The sequence below is a fragment of the Cellulomonas sp. NPDC055163 genome, from assembly GCF_053607065.1.
Genome location: NZ_JBSGSU010000001.1, coordinates 644,012 through 659,916, shown reverse-complemented (window position 1 = coordinate 659,916; position 15,905 = coordinate 644,012). Strand labels below are relative to the sequence as shown.

At 74.1% G+C, this 15,905-nt stretch carries 13 protein-coding genes; 11 read left to right on the top strand and 2 right to left on the bottom strand.

Going from position 1 to position 15,905, the window contains the following annotated elements:
- Nucleotides 1–7 precede the first annotated feature (7 nt).
- From ACWFNE_RS02845 to ACWFNE_RS02835, 3 genes are all read left to right on the top strand, one after another.
- Entirely contained in the window at nt 8–1,024 is a 1,017-nt protein-coding gene (locus tag ACWFNE_RS02845) for a glycoside hydrolase family 43 protein (protein ID WP_452120948.1), read from the top strand.
- A gap of 207 nt (nt 1,025–1,231) precedes the next feature.
- Nucleotides 1,232–1,951 (top strand): GNAT family N-acetyltransferase, encoded by a 720-nt coding sequence (locus ACWFNE_RS02840; RefSeq protein WP_452120947.1) that lies wholly within the window; start codon nt 1,232–1,234, stop codon nt 1,949–1,951.
- 84 nt (nt 1,952–2,035) lie between these two features.
- Complete coding sequence (locus tag ACWFNE_RS02835) at nt 2,036–3,403, top strand: DUF418 domain-containing protein (RefSeq protein WP_452120946.1); 1,368 nt, start codon at nt 2,036–2,038, stop codon at nt 3,401–3,403.
- Between the two features lie 93 nt (nt 3,404–3,496).
- On the opposite strand, the gene ACWFNE_RS02830 is transcribed toward ACWFNE_RS02835, so the two are convergent.
- Nucleotides 3,497–4,003, bottom strand: a complete 507-nt coding sequence (locus ACWFNE_RS02830; protein ID WP_452120945.1) for an RICIN domain-containing protein — start codon at nt 4,001–4,003, stop codon at nt 3,497–3,499.
- 175 nt (nt 4,004–4,178) lie between these two features.
- On the opposite strand from ACWFNE_RS02830, the gene ACWFNE_RS02825 reads away from it, so the two are divergent.
- Nucleotides 4,179–4,793 (top strand): response regulator transcription factor, encoded by a 615-nt coding sequence (locus tag ACWFNE_RS02825; protein ID WP_452120944.1) that lies wholly within the window; start codon nt 4,179–4,181, stop codon nt 4,791–4,793.
- Nucleotides 4,794–4,803: 10 nt separating this feature from the next.
- On the opposite strand, the gene ACWFNE_RS02820 is transcribed toward ACWFNE_RS02825, so the two are convergent.
- The gene (locus ACWFNE_RS02820; RefSeq protein WP_452120943.1) at nt 4,804–6,249 is read right to left on the bottom strand and encodes an LLM class flavin-dependent oxidoreductase; all 1,446 of its coding nucleotides are present in this window, start codon (nt 6,247–6,249) and stop codon (nt 4,804–4,806) included.
- 558 nt (nt 6,250–6,807) lie between these two features.
- On the opposite strand from ACWFNE_RS02820, the gene ACWFNE_RS02815 reads away from it, so the two are divergent.
- From ACWFNE_RS02815 to ACWFNE_RS02785, 7 genes are all read left to right on the top strand, one after another.
- On the top strand, nt 6,808–7,797 hold the full coding sequence (locus ACWFNE_RS02815; RefSeq protein WP_452120942.1) for a Bug family tripartite tricarboxylate transporter substrate binding protein: 990 nt from the start codon (nt 6,808–6,810) through the stop codon (nt 7,795–7,797).
- On the top strand, nt 7,794–8,432 hold the full coding sequence (locus tag ACWFNE_RS02810; RefSeq protein WP_452120941.1) for a tripartite tricarboxylate transporter TctB family protein: 639 nt from the start codon (nt 7,794–7,796) through the stop codon (nt 8,430–8,432). The genes ACWFNE_RS02815 and ACWFNE_RS02810 overlap by 4 nt, the downstream gene beginning before the upstream one ends.
- Before the next feature lie 46 nt (nt 8,433–8,478).
- Nucleotides 8,479–10,005, top strand: a complete 1,527-nt coding sequence (locus ACWFNE_RS02805) for a tripartite tricarboxylate transporter permease (protein WP_452120940.1) — start codon at nt 8,479–8,481, stop codon at nt 10,003–10,005.
- On the top strand, nt 10,002–10,406 hold the full coding sequence (locus ACWFNE_RS02800; RefSeq protein ID WP_452120939.1) for a universal stress protein: 405 nt from the start codon (nt 10,002–10,004) through the stop codon (nt 10,404–10,406). Before ACWFNE_RS02805 ends, ACWFNE_RS02800 begins: the two co-directional genes overlap by 4 nt.
- A 194-nt stretch (nt 10,407–10,600) precedes the next feature.
- Nucleotides 10,601–13,414 carry a GDSL-type esterase/lipase family protein gene (locus ACWFNE_RS02795; protein ID WP_452120938.1) on the top strand — a complete coding sequence of 938 codons (2,814 nt, stop codon included), beginning with the start codon at nt 10,601–10,603 and terminating at the stop codon, nt 13,412–13,414.
- Nucleotides 13,411–13,836 (top strand): hypothetical protein, encoded by a 426-nt coding sequence (locus ACWFNE_RS02790; protein ID WP_452120937.1) that lies wholly within the window; start codon nt 13,411–13,413, stop codon nt 13,834–13,836. Before ACWFNE_RS02795 ends, ACWFNE_RS02790 begins: the two co-directional genes overlap by 4 nt.
- A gap of 385 nt (nt 13,837–14,221) precedes the next feature.
- The gene (locus tag ACWFNE_RS02785) at nt 14,222–15,793 is read left to right on the top strand and encodes a pectate lyase family protein (RefSeq protein WP_452120936.1); all 1,572 of its coding nucleotides are present in this window, start codon (nt 14,222–14,224) and stop codon (nt 15,791–15,793) included.
- Nucleotides 15,794–15,905 lie beyond the last annotated feature (112 nt).

The window sequence follows — 15,905 nt, the reverse complement described above, 5'->3', positions numbered from 1 at the left end:
CACCGTCATGAGCTTCCTGAACCCCGTCGTGCTCCAGCGCGCCGACCCGTGCGTGCTCCTGCACGACGGCACCTACTACTTCACCGCGTCGCACCCGCAGTACGACCGCGTCGTCCTGCGTCGCGCCGAGCGCCTCGACGACCTGCAGGACGCCGAGGAGGTGACGATCTGGGAGCGGCACGCCGACGGGCCGATGTCCCACCTGATCTGGGCCCCCGAGCTCCACCGCGTCGACGGCCGGTGGTACGTGTACCTCGCCGCCGCGCCGCACGACCACGGCACGGCCGACGTGCCGGGCGCCGCCGAGACGTTCGACCACCGGATCTACGTGCTCGAGAACGAGGCCGAGGACCCGTTCACGGGCGAGTGGGTCGAGCGCGGGCAGGTCAACACCGGGTGGGAGTCCTTCGCGCTCGACGCGACGAGCGTCGTGCTCGACGGCACCCAGCACCTCGTGTGGGCGCAGCAGGACGTCGCGATCCCCGGGCACTCGAACCTCTACATCGCGCGGATGGCGAACCCGTGGACGCTCGCGACACCGGCCGTGCTGCTCAGCCGCCCCGAGTTCGACTGGGAGGTGCGCGGCTTCGCCGTCAACGAGGGCCCGTCCGTGCTGGTGCACGGCGGCCGCGTCCACCTGACCTACTCGGGCGCCGCCACGGGCATCGACTACGCGATGGGCCTGCTCACCGCGCCGGCGGACGCCGACCTCCTCGACCCCGCGTCGTGGACCAAGAGCCCCGACCCGGTGTTCGTGAGCTCGCCCGAGAACGGGCAGTACGGCCCGGGCCACAACTCGTTCACGCAGACGCCCGACGGTGACGTCGTGCTCGTCTACCACGCTCGCACCTACACCGAGATCACGGTCGACCCGCTGTTCGACCCGAACCGGCACGCCCGCGCGCAGGTCCTGCCGTTCGACGCGGACGGCAACCCGGTCTGGGGGGTTCCCGTCCCGGACGCACGGCCGACGCCGACCTCGATCGAGGTGCTCGGCCCGCGAGGGCTGCCGCTGCGGGCGTGACGCCGCGCCTGGCTGCGCGCATCGGGGACGGGGACGGCGCCATGACGCGCCCGGAGCACGACCGCGCGCTGACGCAGCGGTGCGTTCCCGCGTCGGGGCGGCGCCGGTGCGGCCGACGGTCTGGCGGTGCCGCACCCCCGCGCGCCACGATGGACTGCCGCCGACCGCACCCGAGAGGCCGGCGGGAGGACCGCCCGAGGAGTCGCGATGGTGCGGACGCCCGACGTCGACCGGCAGGCCACGGTGGGCGCGGTGCGCGTGCGCCGCGCCGGACCGGCGGACCTGCCCGCAGCCCGGTCCGTGCTCGCCCGGGGGCTCGCGCCGGACCCGCTCATGGACTGGGTCTTCGCCGGCCACCCGCACCGCGAGGCCGCCGTCGCGGCGTTCCTGTGGGCGCCGGTCGAGACCTACGTCGTCGCCGGGACGGTCTGGCTCGCGACGGACGGCACGCGGGCGGTCGGGGCGGCGGCGTGGTCCGTGCCCGGGACGGACCACGGCGGGGCCGACGGCGGGGAGCCCGGCGGGGCCGACCGCGGGGAGTCCGGCGGGGCCGACGGTGGGGCCGTCCTCCCCGGAGAGACGATGGGCGACCTGCTGCTGCCGCCCGAGCACGCCGCGGTGGTCCGCGCCGGTTTCACCGCGATGCGCGGTCAGCTGCCCGAGGAGCGCCGCGCGCTGCTGCACCTCCTCGGCGTCGACGCCGACCGGCGCGGCGAGGGGATCGGCGCGTCGCTCGTCGCGTCCGCGCTCGCGGAGCTGCCCGGCGACCTCCCTGCGCACGTCAACACCACGGTCGACGCGAACGTGCGGTTCTACGAGGCGCGCGGGTTCGTGCACGTGAGCGCGGTGCGGCTCGGGGAGCGTGGCCCGACGATGCACGCGCTGCGGCGGCCCGGGGCAGGACCCGCCGTCGGGCCCGCGCCCTAGCGTCGGGCCCCGGGGGCTGGCCCCCCGCCGGTCCGGTGGCCTGCCTGATGTCTGCGCAGGTCAGCCGTCCCTACCGTCGTCGGCATGAGCCACGACAGGACCGCCACCACCCCGGTCCCACCGCGAACACCGCCGACCCCGCCGGCCCCCGGCTCCGCGCAGCCCGTCACGGCGCCGCCCGGCTCCGAGCCGAGCGGCCCGGCTCCGGCTAGCCCCGCGTCTGCGGTCCGCGCGCCCGTCGCCCCCACACCCGCGCCCCCCGCGCCCGTCGCGCGGTCCGTCGCCCCGGACCTCGCGCGCGGGATGCTGCTGCTGTTCATCGCGTCCGCGAACGTGTGGGGCTACCTGTGGTCCGACGCGGGCTGGCTCGACGCCGGCGGCCGCCCTGCCGGGGGCTCGTCGCTCGACCACCTCGTCGACGGGGTCGTCGCGTTCGTGGTCGACAGCCGCTCGAAGCCGATGTTCGCGATCCTCTACGGGTTCGGGCTCGCGACGATGGCCGCCCGGCTCGCCGCCCGCGGGGCCGGTCGGAGGGCGACCCGGGCCGTGCTCGCACGTCGCAGCGGCGTCCTGATCGCGCTCGGCCTGGCGCACGCGGCACTGCTCTTCGCCGGCGACATCCTCGCCCCGTACGGCGCGACGGGACTCGTGGCGCTCGCGTTCGTGCACCGGTCCCGGGCGACGCTCGTGCGGTGGTTCGTCGTCGCCTACGTGCTGTCCATCACCGCGGGCGCGATCTCGGTGCTCGGCTCGTTCGACTCGGGCTCCGGGGACGACCCGGCCGCCGCCGCCGACCCGGCGACCCTCGGCTACCTCGCGACCGCCGGGGAGCGGCTCCTCACCGCCGCGACCGCGACGTCGCTGTTCGCCGTCTCGCTCATGTTCGTGCCGCACGTCGTCGTCGGCATCCTGCTGGCCCGCGCGGGGTGGCTCACGCGCCCGACGGAGCACCGGCGCCGGCTCGGGCAGGTCGCCGTGGCCGCTGCCGCGGTCAACCTGGTCGGCGGGCTGCCGTACGCGCTCGCGGTCGCGCAGGTGTGGCACCCCGGGGAGACGACGCTCGGTGTCGCGGAGCTCGTGCACCACGTGGCCGGGGACGTCATGGGCCTCGGGTACGTGTGCCTGTTCGGCTGGCTCGCGGCCGTGTGGGGGGAGCGGGCGCGCAGCGGGGTGCTCTCGGCGGTCGCCGCGACCGGGGAGCGGTCGCTCACCGCGTACCTGCTGCAGTCCGGGATGTTCGCGCCGCTGCTCAGCGCGTGGGGGCTCGGGCTCGGTGGCCGGATCGGGACCACCCAGGCGGCCGTGCTCGCGGTCGGGGTCTGGCTGGTGACCGTCGCGGTCGCGACCGGGCTGCACCGCGCCGAACGCCGCGGGCCGTTCGAGGTGCTGGTGCGGCGGGTCGCGTACGGCCGGCGGGACGCGCGGTCGCTCCCGGTGCCGATCGCGCCCTGACCGCCGTGACCGCCCGGACCGCCCGGTCCGCCGCGATCGGGACGTCGTCCCACCTCACGGGACGGCGTCTCGATCCGACGGCTCGGCAGACGCCTACCCGAGCGACTGCCACTGCTGCCACCAGCCGCCGTGGCAGTCGTAGACCGTGATGTCCCCGCCGGCCTTGTCCAGGCACTTGGCCGCCCCGAACGAGAAGATCCGCGACCAGCCGTTGTCCGTGCTCATCACGAACCAGACCTGCTGCAGCTGGTTGGGGTCGCACGTGTCCTGGATGACGTTCGCGTCGTTCCAGGTGCCGACGACGCGGATGCACAGGCCCGACTGCTCCGACCGCAGCTGGATCCCGCCGAAGGGCGACGGCACGGACTCCCAGCGCTGCCACGGCAGGTTCCGACACGTGGCGATACGCACGTCGGCGCCCGCCCCCACGCCGACGACGGTCAGGCACTCGCCGGGGCTCTGCCGGCTCATCACCTGGTGCACGCCGGGCAGGATCGTCGCGTCCGCCGTCGGGGCCCCGAGCAGCGCCAGCCCGGCAGCGACCCCCGCGGCCCCGAGCACCCGGCGGAACGCCCGCGCTCGGCCTGCATCTTTCCTCATGGTCCTTCCTCCTCCTGGTGAGGGCCCGCCTTCCGTCGGGCCTCTCTCAGGATCGAGGGCGCGTGCGGCGCGCGACATACGCGGATCCGCGTAGGTGACCCGCCCACGCCGACCTCCGGAAGCGGACGTGCCGACGGGCGGGCGGCCGCGGGTGCAGGACGAGGGGGCGAGACCGGTGGAACAGGCAGGGGCGGCGTCCCGGCGGGGGGCGGACGAGCTGTGCGACGCGCTCGCGGCGGGCATCGCGGCGGAGCCCGACCTGCGGCTGACCACGGTGGTGGACCGGCTGCGGGCGTGGCTCCGCGGGCCCCGGGCCGCCGCGCAGGTCGACGGCCGGGGCTGGGCCGAGCAGTGCGTCGTCGAGCTCGACGACGTGGCCGGCGCCGGGGTCGGGAACGACGCCGGCCGCTCGGACGGGACGGCGGCGCGGCTGAGCGGGAGGTTCTCGTGCCCGCGTGCCGCCGCGCTGCGCCGGGAGCTCGAAACACTCGTCACGGCACCCACGGCACCCACGGCACCCACGGCACCCACGGCACCCACGGCACCCACGGCACCCACGGCAGCCACGACCGCGGCGCCGGAGGCGAGCAGCCCGCTGACGCGGCGAGAGCTCGAGGTGCTGCGGACCATGGCGACCGGCCGGACCCGCGTCGCCGCGGCCCGCGCGCTCGGGGTGTCGGTCCGGACCGTCGACAAGCACCTCGAGCACATCAACGAGAAGCTCAGCACCTCCTCGCTCGTCGGTGCGCTCCGGGCAGCCCCGGCCGCGCGCGCACGCCGGCCGGGGTGACGGACCGGCGTCAGCGCACGGGCTGCTGCGCGAGGTGGTCGGAGATCTTCGACTCCTTGGTCCCGTCCGCCGCGGACGCCCCGCCGGAGAACGCCCCGTGGTACCGGCGCGCGGGGTGGGTGTCCTCCGCGAACACCTGACCCTTGCCGTAGAGGCTCTCGCGCAGGGTCGAGCCCTGGTACTCGGTCTGCGCGCGGCCGCGGCGCTGGAGCTCGGGCACCACGAGGTCGACGAGGTCCTCGAACGTGCCCGGCGTGATCGCGTACGCGAAGTTGAAGCCGTCGATGCCGCCCTCGTCGACCCACCGCTCGAGCTCGTCCGCGACCTTCTCCACGGAGCCGACGAGCACGGGACCGAGGCCGCCGATGCTGCGCTGGGTGACGATGTCGAGCGGCGTCCACGCGCGGTCGGGGTCGATCGTGGTGAGCATCTGGAGCGCGGAGCGCAGCGAGTCGTTCTCGACCTCGACGAGCGGCTGGTCGGGGTCGTACTCGGAGAAGTCGACGCCGGTCCAGCCGCCGTAGAGCGACAGCGCGCCCTCCGGGTTGGCGTAGCGCAGGTAGTCCTCGAACTTGGCCTGCGCGGCCTCGTCGGTCTCGGCCGTGATCACCGTGACGAGCGTGAAGATCTTGACCGAGTCGCGCGAGCGGCCGAGCGCCTCCGCCCGGTCCCGGATGTCGTCGCTGGTCGCGCGCGCCTGCGCGATCGTGCCCGGGCTGATGAACACGCCCTCGCCGTGCTTGGCGGCGAACCCGCGTCCGCGCGGCGAGGCGCCGGCCTGGAAGATGACCGGGGTGCGCTGCGGGCTCGGCTCCGACAGGTGGATGCCCGGGACGGAGTAGAACTCGCCCTGGTGACCGATGGGGTGCACCTTCGTCGGGTCGGTGAAGACGCCCTTCTCCTTGTCGCGGAGCACCGCGTCGTCGTCCCAGCTCCCCTCCCACAGCTTGTAGGTGACGTCGAGGAACTCGTCGGCGAGGTCGTACCGCGCGTCGTGGCTCATCTGGCGCTCGAAGCCGAGGTTGATCGCGGCGCTGTTGAGGTAGCCGGTCACGACGTTCCAGGCGACGCGACCCTTCGTCAGGTGGTCGAGGGTCGAGAACTTGCGGGCCAGGGCGTAGGGCTGCTCGTAGGTGAGCGCGCTCGTGATCCCGAACCCGAGGTGCTCGGTGACCGCGGCCATCGCGGGGACCTGGAGGAACGGGTCGTTGACGGGGACCTGGACGGCGTCGGTGAGGGATCCGGCGACCGTGCCCCGGTAGACGTCGTAGACGCCGACGACGTCGGCGATGAACAGGGAGTCGAACTTCCCGCGCTCGAGGAGCTTCGCGAGCTCCGTCCAGTACTCGAGCGTGTTGTAGCTCCAGGCCTGGCTGTCGGGGTGGCGCCACGTGCCGGCCGCCTGGTGCGTCACGCAGGTCATGTCGAAGGCGTTGAGGATGATGCGCTTGCTCACGGGAGGTCTCCTCGGTTCGGGGGCCGCGGACGGCGCGCGGGGGAGCCGGTCGTCGGCGGGACGGACGGGGGTGAGCCACCCCCACGCGAGCGGCGGTGTGACGCGCGGCGGCGCCGGGTCCGGGCTCAGCAAGGGCGGGCGGGTCGCGGTCGGTCAGGGACCGGGGCGTGCGGTGGCAGGCTGCGGGTGCGCTGGAGGGAGCACCGGGGGGACGCGGTCAGCGTCGACAGCAGCACATCCGCACGAGGGGCCCCTTGGTCGTTCCGGTCGGTGCGCGGTGCACCGAGGTTCGTCGTCGCACGCGTCGGTCCCGTCTCCGGGCCGCCGAGCACGTTCCTGACGCCGTTCGGAGCGTAGGACATCTCACCTGGTAGGTCGACCACGTCCGAGATCTGGACCGCCCGGAGAATCGGCCGGCGATCGGACCCGGTCCGTCGCTCGGGCACCGGGTGCCGTACCGGCGCGGGACGGCGGCGTCGCCGGGCCGCCCCGCGCTGCTGAGGTGCCGATCCGCCTCGACAGGGCCAGGATCGGAGCAGGCACGAGGAGGTGTTCGGCATGGGTGTCGCCCGTCGGCGTCGGCACGCGGTGCTCGCTGCGGCCCTCGTGGCCCTCCTCACCCTCGCCGGCTGCGGGGTCACACGCGGGGACGACGGGGGCGAGAACCGCCGCCTGCGGATGATGATCCCCAACGCCCCGGGCGGCGGGTACGACCAGACCGGGCGCGCGGCGACGCGGGTCATGGAGTCCGAGGACCTGACGGGCCGGTTCGAGGTCAGCAACGTCAGCGGGGCGAGCGGGACCGTCGCGATGCAGCGGCTCGTGAACGAGCGCGGCGCCGAGGACCTGCTCATGACCATGGGCCTCGGCGTCGTCGGCGCGACGTACACCAACGGGTCCGACGCGCGCGTGAGCGGGGCGACGCCGATCGCGCAGCTCATCGAGGAGCAGGAGGGCCTGCTCGTGCCGGCCGACTCGCCGTTCGAGACGGTCGACGACCTCGTCGAGGCGTGGCGCGCGGACCCCGGGAGCATCCGGGTCGGCGGCGGGTCGAGCCCTGGCGGGCCGGACCACCTGTTCCCGATGCAGCTCGCGCAGGCGGTCGGCGTCGACCCGTCGGAGGTCAACTACATCGTGTACGACGGCGGCGGACCCCTCACCACGGCGCTGCTCGGGGCCAAGATCGACGTCGGCACGTCGGGTCTCGGGGAGTTCGAGGGGCAGCTCGCCGACGGGTCGCTGCGCGTGCTCGCCGTCTCGGGCGAGGAGCGGCTCGACGCGGTCGACGCGCCCACGCTCGTCGAGTCCGGCATCGACCTCGTGTTCACCAACTGGCGCGGGGTCCTGGCGCCGCCGGGGATCCCCGACGCGGTCCGGGACCACCACATCGCGCTGCTCGAGGAGATGCACGGCACCGACGCGTGGCAGGAGGCGCTCGAGACCAACGGCTGGGTCGACGCGTTCCGCACGGGTGACGACTTCGCGACGTTCCTGCGCGAGCAGGACGAGCGCGTCGCGAGCACGCTCGACGAGCTGGGGCTGCTGTGACCGGCGACGGTGGCACGATGCCGGGCGGCGAGGTCCGGGCCGGCGGCCGGGCGGGCGCGGACCCGGACGCCCACGCCGCCCCGGGATCCCACGCCGCCCCGGACACCCACACCGCCCCGGACACCCACTCCGCCCCGGACGCCCACGCCGACCTCGGGCCCGACCGCGCGCAGTACGGGCTCGCCGCCGGGCTCGCCGTGGTCGGCGTGTGGACCGTCGTCGACTCCGCGGGCCTGCGCCCCGGGTTCGCCGACCAGGCCGTGCCGCCCGGCGCGTTCGGGTGGGTCATCGGCATGTCGCTCGTCGTGCTCGCGGTGCTCCTCGCCGTGGCGACGGCACGCGGCAACCGGCCCGAGTCCGAGGCCGGCGAGGACGTCGACCTCGACCAGAGCACCGACTGGCGGACGCTCTCCGGGCTCGCCGGGGTGTTCGTGGCGACCGTCGCGCTGATCGACTGGCTCGGCTGGGCGATCGTCGGCGCGCTGCTGTTCGCCGGCGCCGCGACCGTGCTCGGCAACCGGCACTGGGTGCGCAACCTCGCGATCGGCGCCGTGATGTCGGTCGGGTCCTGGTACGGGTTCTACGTCGGGCTCGGCATCCCGATCCCCGCGGGCGTGCTGGACGGGATCCTGTGATGCGCGCCCGCGGCGCGCGGCGCCCGGCGACGGACGGAGCCCGGTGATGGACGCGCTGCTCACGGGCCTCGGCATGGCCCTCCAGCCGGAGAACCTCCTGTACGCCGTCGTCGGCGTGCTGCTCGGCACGGCGGTCGGGGTGCTGCCCGGCATCGGCCCGGCCATGACGGTCGCGCTGCTGCTGCCCGTGACCTACAACGTGTCTCCCAGCGCGGCGCTCATCATGTTCGCGGGCATCTACTACGGCGGCATGTACGGCGGCTCGACGACGTCGATCCTGCTCAACACCCCCGGGGAGTCGTCGTCGGTCATCACCGCGCTCGAGGGCAACAAGATGGCCAAGACGGGACGCGCGGCGCAGGCGCTCGCGACCGCGGCGATCGGGTCGTTCGTCGCGGGCACGATCAGCACGATGCTGCTCGTCGCGATCGCCCCGACGGTCGCCGAGTGGGTCGTCGTGCTCGGGGCGCCGTCGTACTTCGCGATGATGCTGCTCGCCCTCGTGGCGGTCACGTCGGTGCTGGGCAGCTCGAAGCTGCGCGGGTTCATCGCGCTCGCCCTCGGCCTCGCGATCGGGCTCGTCGGCACGACGACGGGCCAGGCGCGCCTGACGTTCGACAACCCGCTGCTCGCGGACGGCATCGACATCGTGGTCGTCGCCGTCGCGATCTTCGCGGTCGGGGAGGCCCTGTGGGTCGCCGCGCACCTGCGGCGGCGGCCGCTCGAGGTCATCCCCGTCGGGCGCCCCTGGATGGACCGCGAGGACTGGCGCCGGTCGTGGAAGCCGTGGCTGCGCGGCACGGCGTACGGGTTCCCGTTCGGCGCGCTGCCCGCGGGCGGCGCGGAGATGCCGACGTTCCTCTCGTACATCACCGAGCGGCGGCTCGCGGGCAAGCACCGCGCCGAGTTCGGCAAGGGCGCGATCGAGGGCGTCGCCGGGCCCGAGGCGGCGAACAACGCGTCGGCCGCAGGCACGCTCGTCCCGCTCCTCGCGATCGGCCTGCCGACCACGGCGACCGCGGCCGTGATCCTCGCCGCGATGCAGAGCTACGGCCTGCAGCCGGGCCCGCAGCTCTTCGAGGCGGAGCCCGAGCTCGTGTGGACGCTGCTCGCGAGCCTGTTCGTCGCGAACACCCTCCTGCTCGTCATCAACCTGCCGATGGCGCCGCTGTGGGCGAAGCTCCTGCGCCTGCCGCGGCCGTACCTGTACGCGGGCATCCTGTTCTTCGCGGTGCTCGGCGCGTACAGCGTGAACTTCCAGTGGTTCGACGTCGCGCTGCTCGGCCTGTTCGGGGCGCTCGGGTTCGCGATGCGGCGCTTCGGGCTGCCCGTGCTGCCGCTCATCGTCGGCGTGATCCTCGGGCCCCGGCTCGAGGAGCAGCTCGCGCAGGCGCTGCAGCTCTCGGGTGGGGACGTCTCGGCGCTGTGGAGCGAACCCGTCGCGGTGCTCGTCTACGTGGTCATCGCGGCGCTGCTGCTCGGACCGCTCGTCCTGCGGCTGATCCCCGGCCGGCAGGCACCCGAGCGGCTGGAGGACGAGGTCGAGGCGCTCGAGGAAGAGGTGAGGTCATGACCGTCGTCGTGGGCTGGACGGCCGACGCCCGGGGGCGCGCGGCGCTCGAACGCGGCGCGCAGGAGGCGCGGGTGCACGGCGAGCCGCTGCTCGTCGTCAACGCCACGACCGGGACGTCGACGGTCGACGACCGGTTCGCGGGGGAGTCGGACGTCGCGGGGGTGCACGCGCTCCTCGAGTCGCTCGGCATCGAGGCGGAGGTGCGTCAACCCGTCGTGCGGGACGTGACCGACGCGCTGCTGGGCGTCGCCGAGGAGGTCGACGCGTCGGTGCTCGTCATCGGCATCCGGCACCGCTCGCCCGTGGGGAAGCTGCTCATGGGGTCGACCGCGCAGAAGATCCTGCTCGACGCGCGGTGCCCGGTGCTCGCGGTGAAGGCGGCGGGCGCCCCCGGGCGCTGACGCGGTGGCGCCCGCGCCCGTCGCCCACCCCGCCCGGGGCACGCCGGTCGGCCGGCGTCCTGCCGGACGGAGCTTCTCGCCCACATGGGCAGCTCCCTGGTGACGCGCGTCCCGGCTCGCCAGGATAGGACCCGGTTTGCGGTGATCCGGGCACCTGCGCGGGCCGCCCCAGGGGGACCACGGAGGAGCTCGGCATGCACGTCACCCGGATCCGGCGCCTGCTCGCTCTCGCGGTCTGCCTCGCCCTCGTCGCGCTCGGTGCCCTCGTCGGCGCCGGCCCGGCGGCTGCCCAGCTCGAGGACCCGCGCCCGCTCAAGATCGTGCAGATCGGCGACTCGTACTCGGCCGGCAACGGTGCCGGGAACTACTACGGGCCGAAGGACTGCTACCGGTCGAGCTCGAACTGGGCGTGGCTGTACGTGCAGGAGCTGCGGGCCGCGGGCTACCACGTGACGTTCGTCAACAGGGCGTGCAGCGGCGCCGTCAGCGGCGACCTCGTCTCGCCACGTCGCATGGACGACTCGCAGGGCGTCGGCTTCCCCGTCGCGGCGGGCACGGACCCGGACGACCCGGCCGTCGTCGCGCAGCTCCAGTCGCTCTGCCCGCGGCCCACGTACCCGGAGGAGGAGTACTACCAGCTCGAGAACATCCGGGTCGAGGGCTTCGGCGGCGCCGCCCAGGCGCGGGCGGACTGCCGGCGCTACCTGCCCGCGCAGGCCGACGCGGTCGGGCTCGACACCGACCTCGTGCTGCTCACCGTCGGCGGCAACGACATCGGGTTCGAGGACATCATCAAGCAGTGCTTCGCGATCGGGTTCCGCGACCCGGGCAGCTGCCGCGACCGGGTGGAGTCGGGGCAGGGCGGCCTCGAGGGGGTCCAGAGCAGGCTGAGCGAGCTGCTGACCCGGCTCGGCAGCGACGTCCTGCGGCCCGACGCCAAGATCGGCCTGCTCGCGTACCCGTACCTGTCGAACCGCGAGCACTGGGACCTGCGCAGCGTGCGGCGGATCATCTCGCCGTTCGGTGGCGGCGACAGCTACGACGCGGGGTTCGGCGTGCGTGAGCTCGGACGCGCGGGCGACGAGGCGCAGGCGGCCGCGGTCGCGGAGGCCGAGGACGCCGTCGGACGCGACTTCGTGACGTACGTCGACACCGTGAAGCCCCATTTCGCCGGGCACGAGCCGGACCCGCGCGCGAGCAACCGGAACCCCGACCGGTGGATCCACGAGTTCGACAGCCGCATCGTCGCCGAGTGGTACCACCCCAACGCGCGCGGTCACGTGGAGGAGAAGAACCTCCTGCTCCCGCACGGCGACTTCGCGGCCGGTCAGGCGCCGCCCGAGGACGACGGCGACGACCTCGACCTCGTGCTCGCGTTCGAGACGACGGAGGCCTCCGCGGTCGCGCTCGACGGCTTCAAGGCGATCGCGTCGGCTCTCGTCGACCGGATGGAGCAGGACACGTCGAGCCACCGCATCGGGATCGTCAGCTACCGCGACCACCCCGAGACGAGCGGGAACCCCGACGACTACCCGGCGCGCGTCGACCTCGAGCTCACCGACGACCCCGACGCGATCCGTGCCGCGATCGACGGGCTCCAGGCGGGCGGCGGTGCGGGCCTCGGCCAGGCGACGGTGTTCAGCGGACTCGTCGCAGGGTTCGACCAACCCTTCCGGCCCGGCGTGCGCAAGGAGGTGCTCCAGCTCGGGGTGAGCCAGCCGTACAGCCCCGAGCCGGTCTCGGGTCTCACGCTCAACGACGTCGTGGCGCGCTCGCTGCAGGTCGACCCGGTCGCGGTGCTGCCGGTGCTCGCCGGGGGTGACGACCTCGCCGAGGAGCTCACCGAGATCGCCGAGCGGACCGGCGGGTTCCTCACGCGCTCGCTGCCCGAGGACGCCGGCACGGACGCGCTGGCTGCGCTCGTGGAGTCGCTCGAGCGGCCGTTCGCGTGGGTCGGCGGACCCTACGTCGCCGCGGTCGGCTCCGCGGTCGAGCTCGACGCGTCGGGGAGCTTCGACCCGCAGGACGGCCTCGACCCGGCCGAGATCACGCTGTACGAGTGGGACTTCGACGGGGACGGGGAGTACGACCGGGCGACGACCGATCCCCTCGTCACGCACACCTACGGGGGCCAGGTCGCGGGCTCGGTCGTGGTCCGGGTGACCGGGACCGACGGGACCACGTCGATCGGCAGCGCGCACCTCGCCGTCACGCGCGACGGCGACGAGGTCCCCGACGCCGAGGACAACTGCCCGGACGACCCGAACCCGGACCAGGGGGACATCGACGGCGACGGCACCGGCAACGCGTGCGGTGACGCCCCGCTGCTGCCGACCGAGGACCTCGAGGGCGTCTTCGACCCGCTCGAGCCCGGCCCGATCGGGTCGTCCCTGCTCAGCGGCGCGGTGTTCGCCGACGCGAACGAGGACGGCGTGCGCCAGGCAGGCGAGGCCGGGATCGAGGGTGTCCGCATCGACGTCTCCGGCATCGACGCGGGCGGCGACCCGGTGTTCCGGAACGTCACGACGGACGACGACGGCGACTGGAGCGTGGCGAACCTCATCCCCGGCACGTACGCGATCGCGGAGGTGCAGCCCACGGACGTGCCCGACGGCCCGGACTCGCTGGGCATCGTCGAGAACGGGGCCTCCGGGGCGTCGGCCGGGGTGCTCGGTGACGACGCCGTGACGGGCGTGGTGCTGTCGGGGCAGGGCTCGCGGGCGGTGGGCTACGGGTTCGGCGAGGCCGTGCTCGCCCCGACCCCGACGCCGACCCCGACCCCGACCGTGACCGGGTCACCCTCGCCGTCCCCGACCGGTGGAGTCTCCGCGAGCCCGCCGGGGACGCCGGCGGTGCCGGGGTTGCCGGATCCCCGTCCGTCGTCAGGCGCGCTGGCCGCGAGCGGCGCGGAGGCCCTCGGGCTGGCCGGGCTCGCCTCGGCCGTCCTCCTGACCGGCGTGCTGGCGACGGTCGTCGCGCGCCGCAGGAACGGTCCGGGCGGAGCGTGAGGCGGTCGCTGCCGTCCGCGCTGCTGGCTGCCGCGCTGCTCCTTCCGCCGGTGCTCGGTGGGTGCTCACCGGGCCCGAGCGAGAGCCTGCGCCTCCTGCGCGCGGAGAGCCTCGCCGCGGTCGCCGTGCCCGGGACCAGCGAGGGCCAGGTCACGGAGACCGACGAGGGCCGCACGGGTGGCAAGCAGCAGCATGCCCGGCTGCAGCGCCGGCTCCCGCTCGTGGACGGCGCGCAGCCGAGCGAGGTGCTGGCCGCCGCGCAGCGCCTCGCGGAGGAGGACGGCTGGGAGCAGGTCCCGAGCGGCCCGTCGGCGTGGCTCGCGACCAAGGTCGTCGCTGCGCACCCCCTCGAGCTCACGGTGAGCGTGAGCGAGCGCGGCGGTGCTCCCCGGCTCGTGATCGAGCTGCTCGACCGGTCCTGATCGGGGCAGCTCCCCCAGGTCGGTCGGAGGGTGGCCGACCGGCACCTGCGGCCGTCCGCGGGCCTGCCCGAGGGCTGCGAAACGTTTAGACCTTGCGCCTCGGGAAAGCGTTCTCCTAGTCTGCGGAAACCGCTTCCCGACATCTCGGGCGGATCGCCCGCAAGGCGCTGCCCGGCGACGCAGGGGAGCCGACGGCCCCGCTCGAGCGGGGCAGCCCGCACGCCGACCCCCCCACGGATCGGCGTCCACGCCGGAGACGGCCACCCCGGGTGCGCACCACGACGCACCGGGCAGCAGCACCACGGCACCACCGCACCACGGCGCCACCGAGAACGACCGGGAACCACCGCAACGCCCCGAGTTCAACGACGAAGGAGAGGCCACGATGAGAGCAGCACGAGCACGACGTCCCCTGGCAGCAGGAGCCACGCTCGCCCTGGCGGCGACGATGGGCCTGACCGCCCTGGCGACGTCGGGAGCGCAGGCCGCGGTCTCGGGCACCGCCAACGGCTTCGCGGCCGGCACCACGGGTGGCGCCGGCGGCCAGACGGTCCGCGCCACCACCGGGACCCAGATCCACGCCGCGCTCTGCGCCCGCGCCAGCAAGACGACCCCGATCGTCATCGAGGTCGAGGGCACCATCAACCACGGCAACACGTCGCAGGTCTCCGGCGCCGGCTGCAGCACCGCGGCAGGCGTGATCGAGCTCAAGGGCATCAGCAACGTCTCGATCGTCGGCGTCGGCAGCGGCGCGACGTTCGACCAGCTCGGCATCCACATCCGTGACTCGAGCAACATCATCATCCAGAACGTCACGGTCAAGAACGTCAAGAAGTCGGGCTCGCCCACGTCGAACGGCGGCGACGCGATCGGCATGGAGAGCACGGTCCGCAACGTCTGGGTCGACCACGTGACCCTCGAGGCGTCGGGTGGCGAGTCCGCCGGCTACGACGGCCTCTTCGACCTCAAGAACGACGTGGAGAACGTGACGCTCTCCTACGCGATCCTGCGGAACTCGGGCCGCGGCGGCCTCATCGGCTCGAGCGAGTCCGACACGGGCAGCGGGAACATCACGTTCCACCACAACCTGTACTCGAACATCGACTCGCGCACCCCGCTGCTGCGCGGTGGCGTCGCGCACATCTACAACAACCACTACCTGAACCTGCACGAGTCCGGGATCAACTCCCGTGCCGGCGCCAAGGCCAAGGTCGAGAACAACTACTTCGAGGACTCGAAGGACGTGCTCGGCACGTTCTACACCGACGCCGCGGGGACCTGGCAGACGGCCGGCAACATCCTCGACAACGTCACCTGGTCGAGCAAGGGCACGGACACCAACCCGGCCGGCCCGGGCATGGCGTCGACGACGACCGTCAGCGTCCCGTACTCCTACCGTCTCGACGGTGCGAGCTGCGTCCCGGCGATCGTGAGCCAGACCGCCGGCGCCAACAAGGGCCTGCGCGTGTCGGACGGCTCGTGCACCCCGACCAACCCGACGCCGAACCCGACCTCGACGGCCACGCCGACGTCGAACCCGACGCCGACCGCCACGAGCAACCCGACCCCGACGCCGACGTCGGGCACGCCGACCGGCACCAACCTCAGCATCGGGGCGGGCGCGGACGGCTCGAGCAAGGCGAGCGGCACGAGCTACGGCAACGTGGTCGACGGCAGCACGAGCACGTACTGGTCGCCGAGCGGGTCGACGGGCACGGTCTCGGTCAAGTGGGGCTCGGCGAAGTCGGTGTCGAAGGTCAACATCCGCACCGCGTCGGGCAGCGGCAGCATCGGCGCGTGGCGCGTCGTGAACGGTGACACCGGCGCGGTCCTCGCGACCGGCAGCGGCGCGGGCGTCATCTCGTTCGCCTCGACGTCGCTCAAGAAGGTCTCGTTCGAGATCACGTCCGCCTCGGGCACCCCGCGCATCGCGGAGTTCGAGACGTACGCGAACTAGCCCGGACGAGCACGGCTGTGGGTGGTGCCCTCCCCCCGGGGCGCCACCCACAGCCGTGTCCGGTGCCGTCCCCGGCCGGCCCGCGCGTCCCGGTCGGACGGGCCGCCTCACC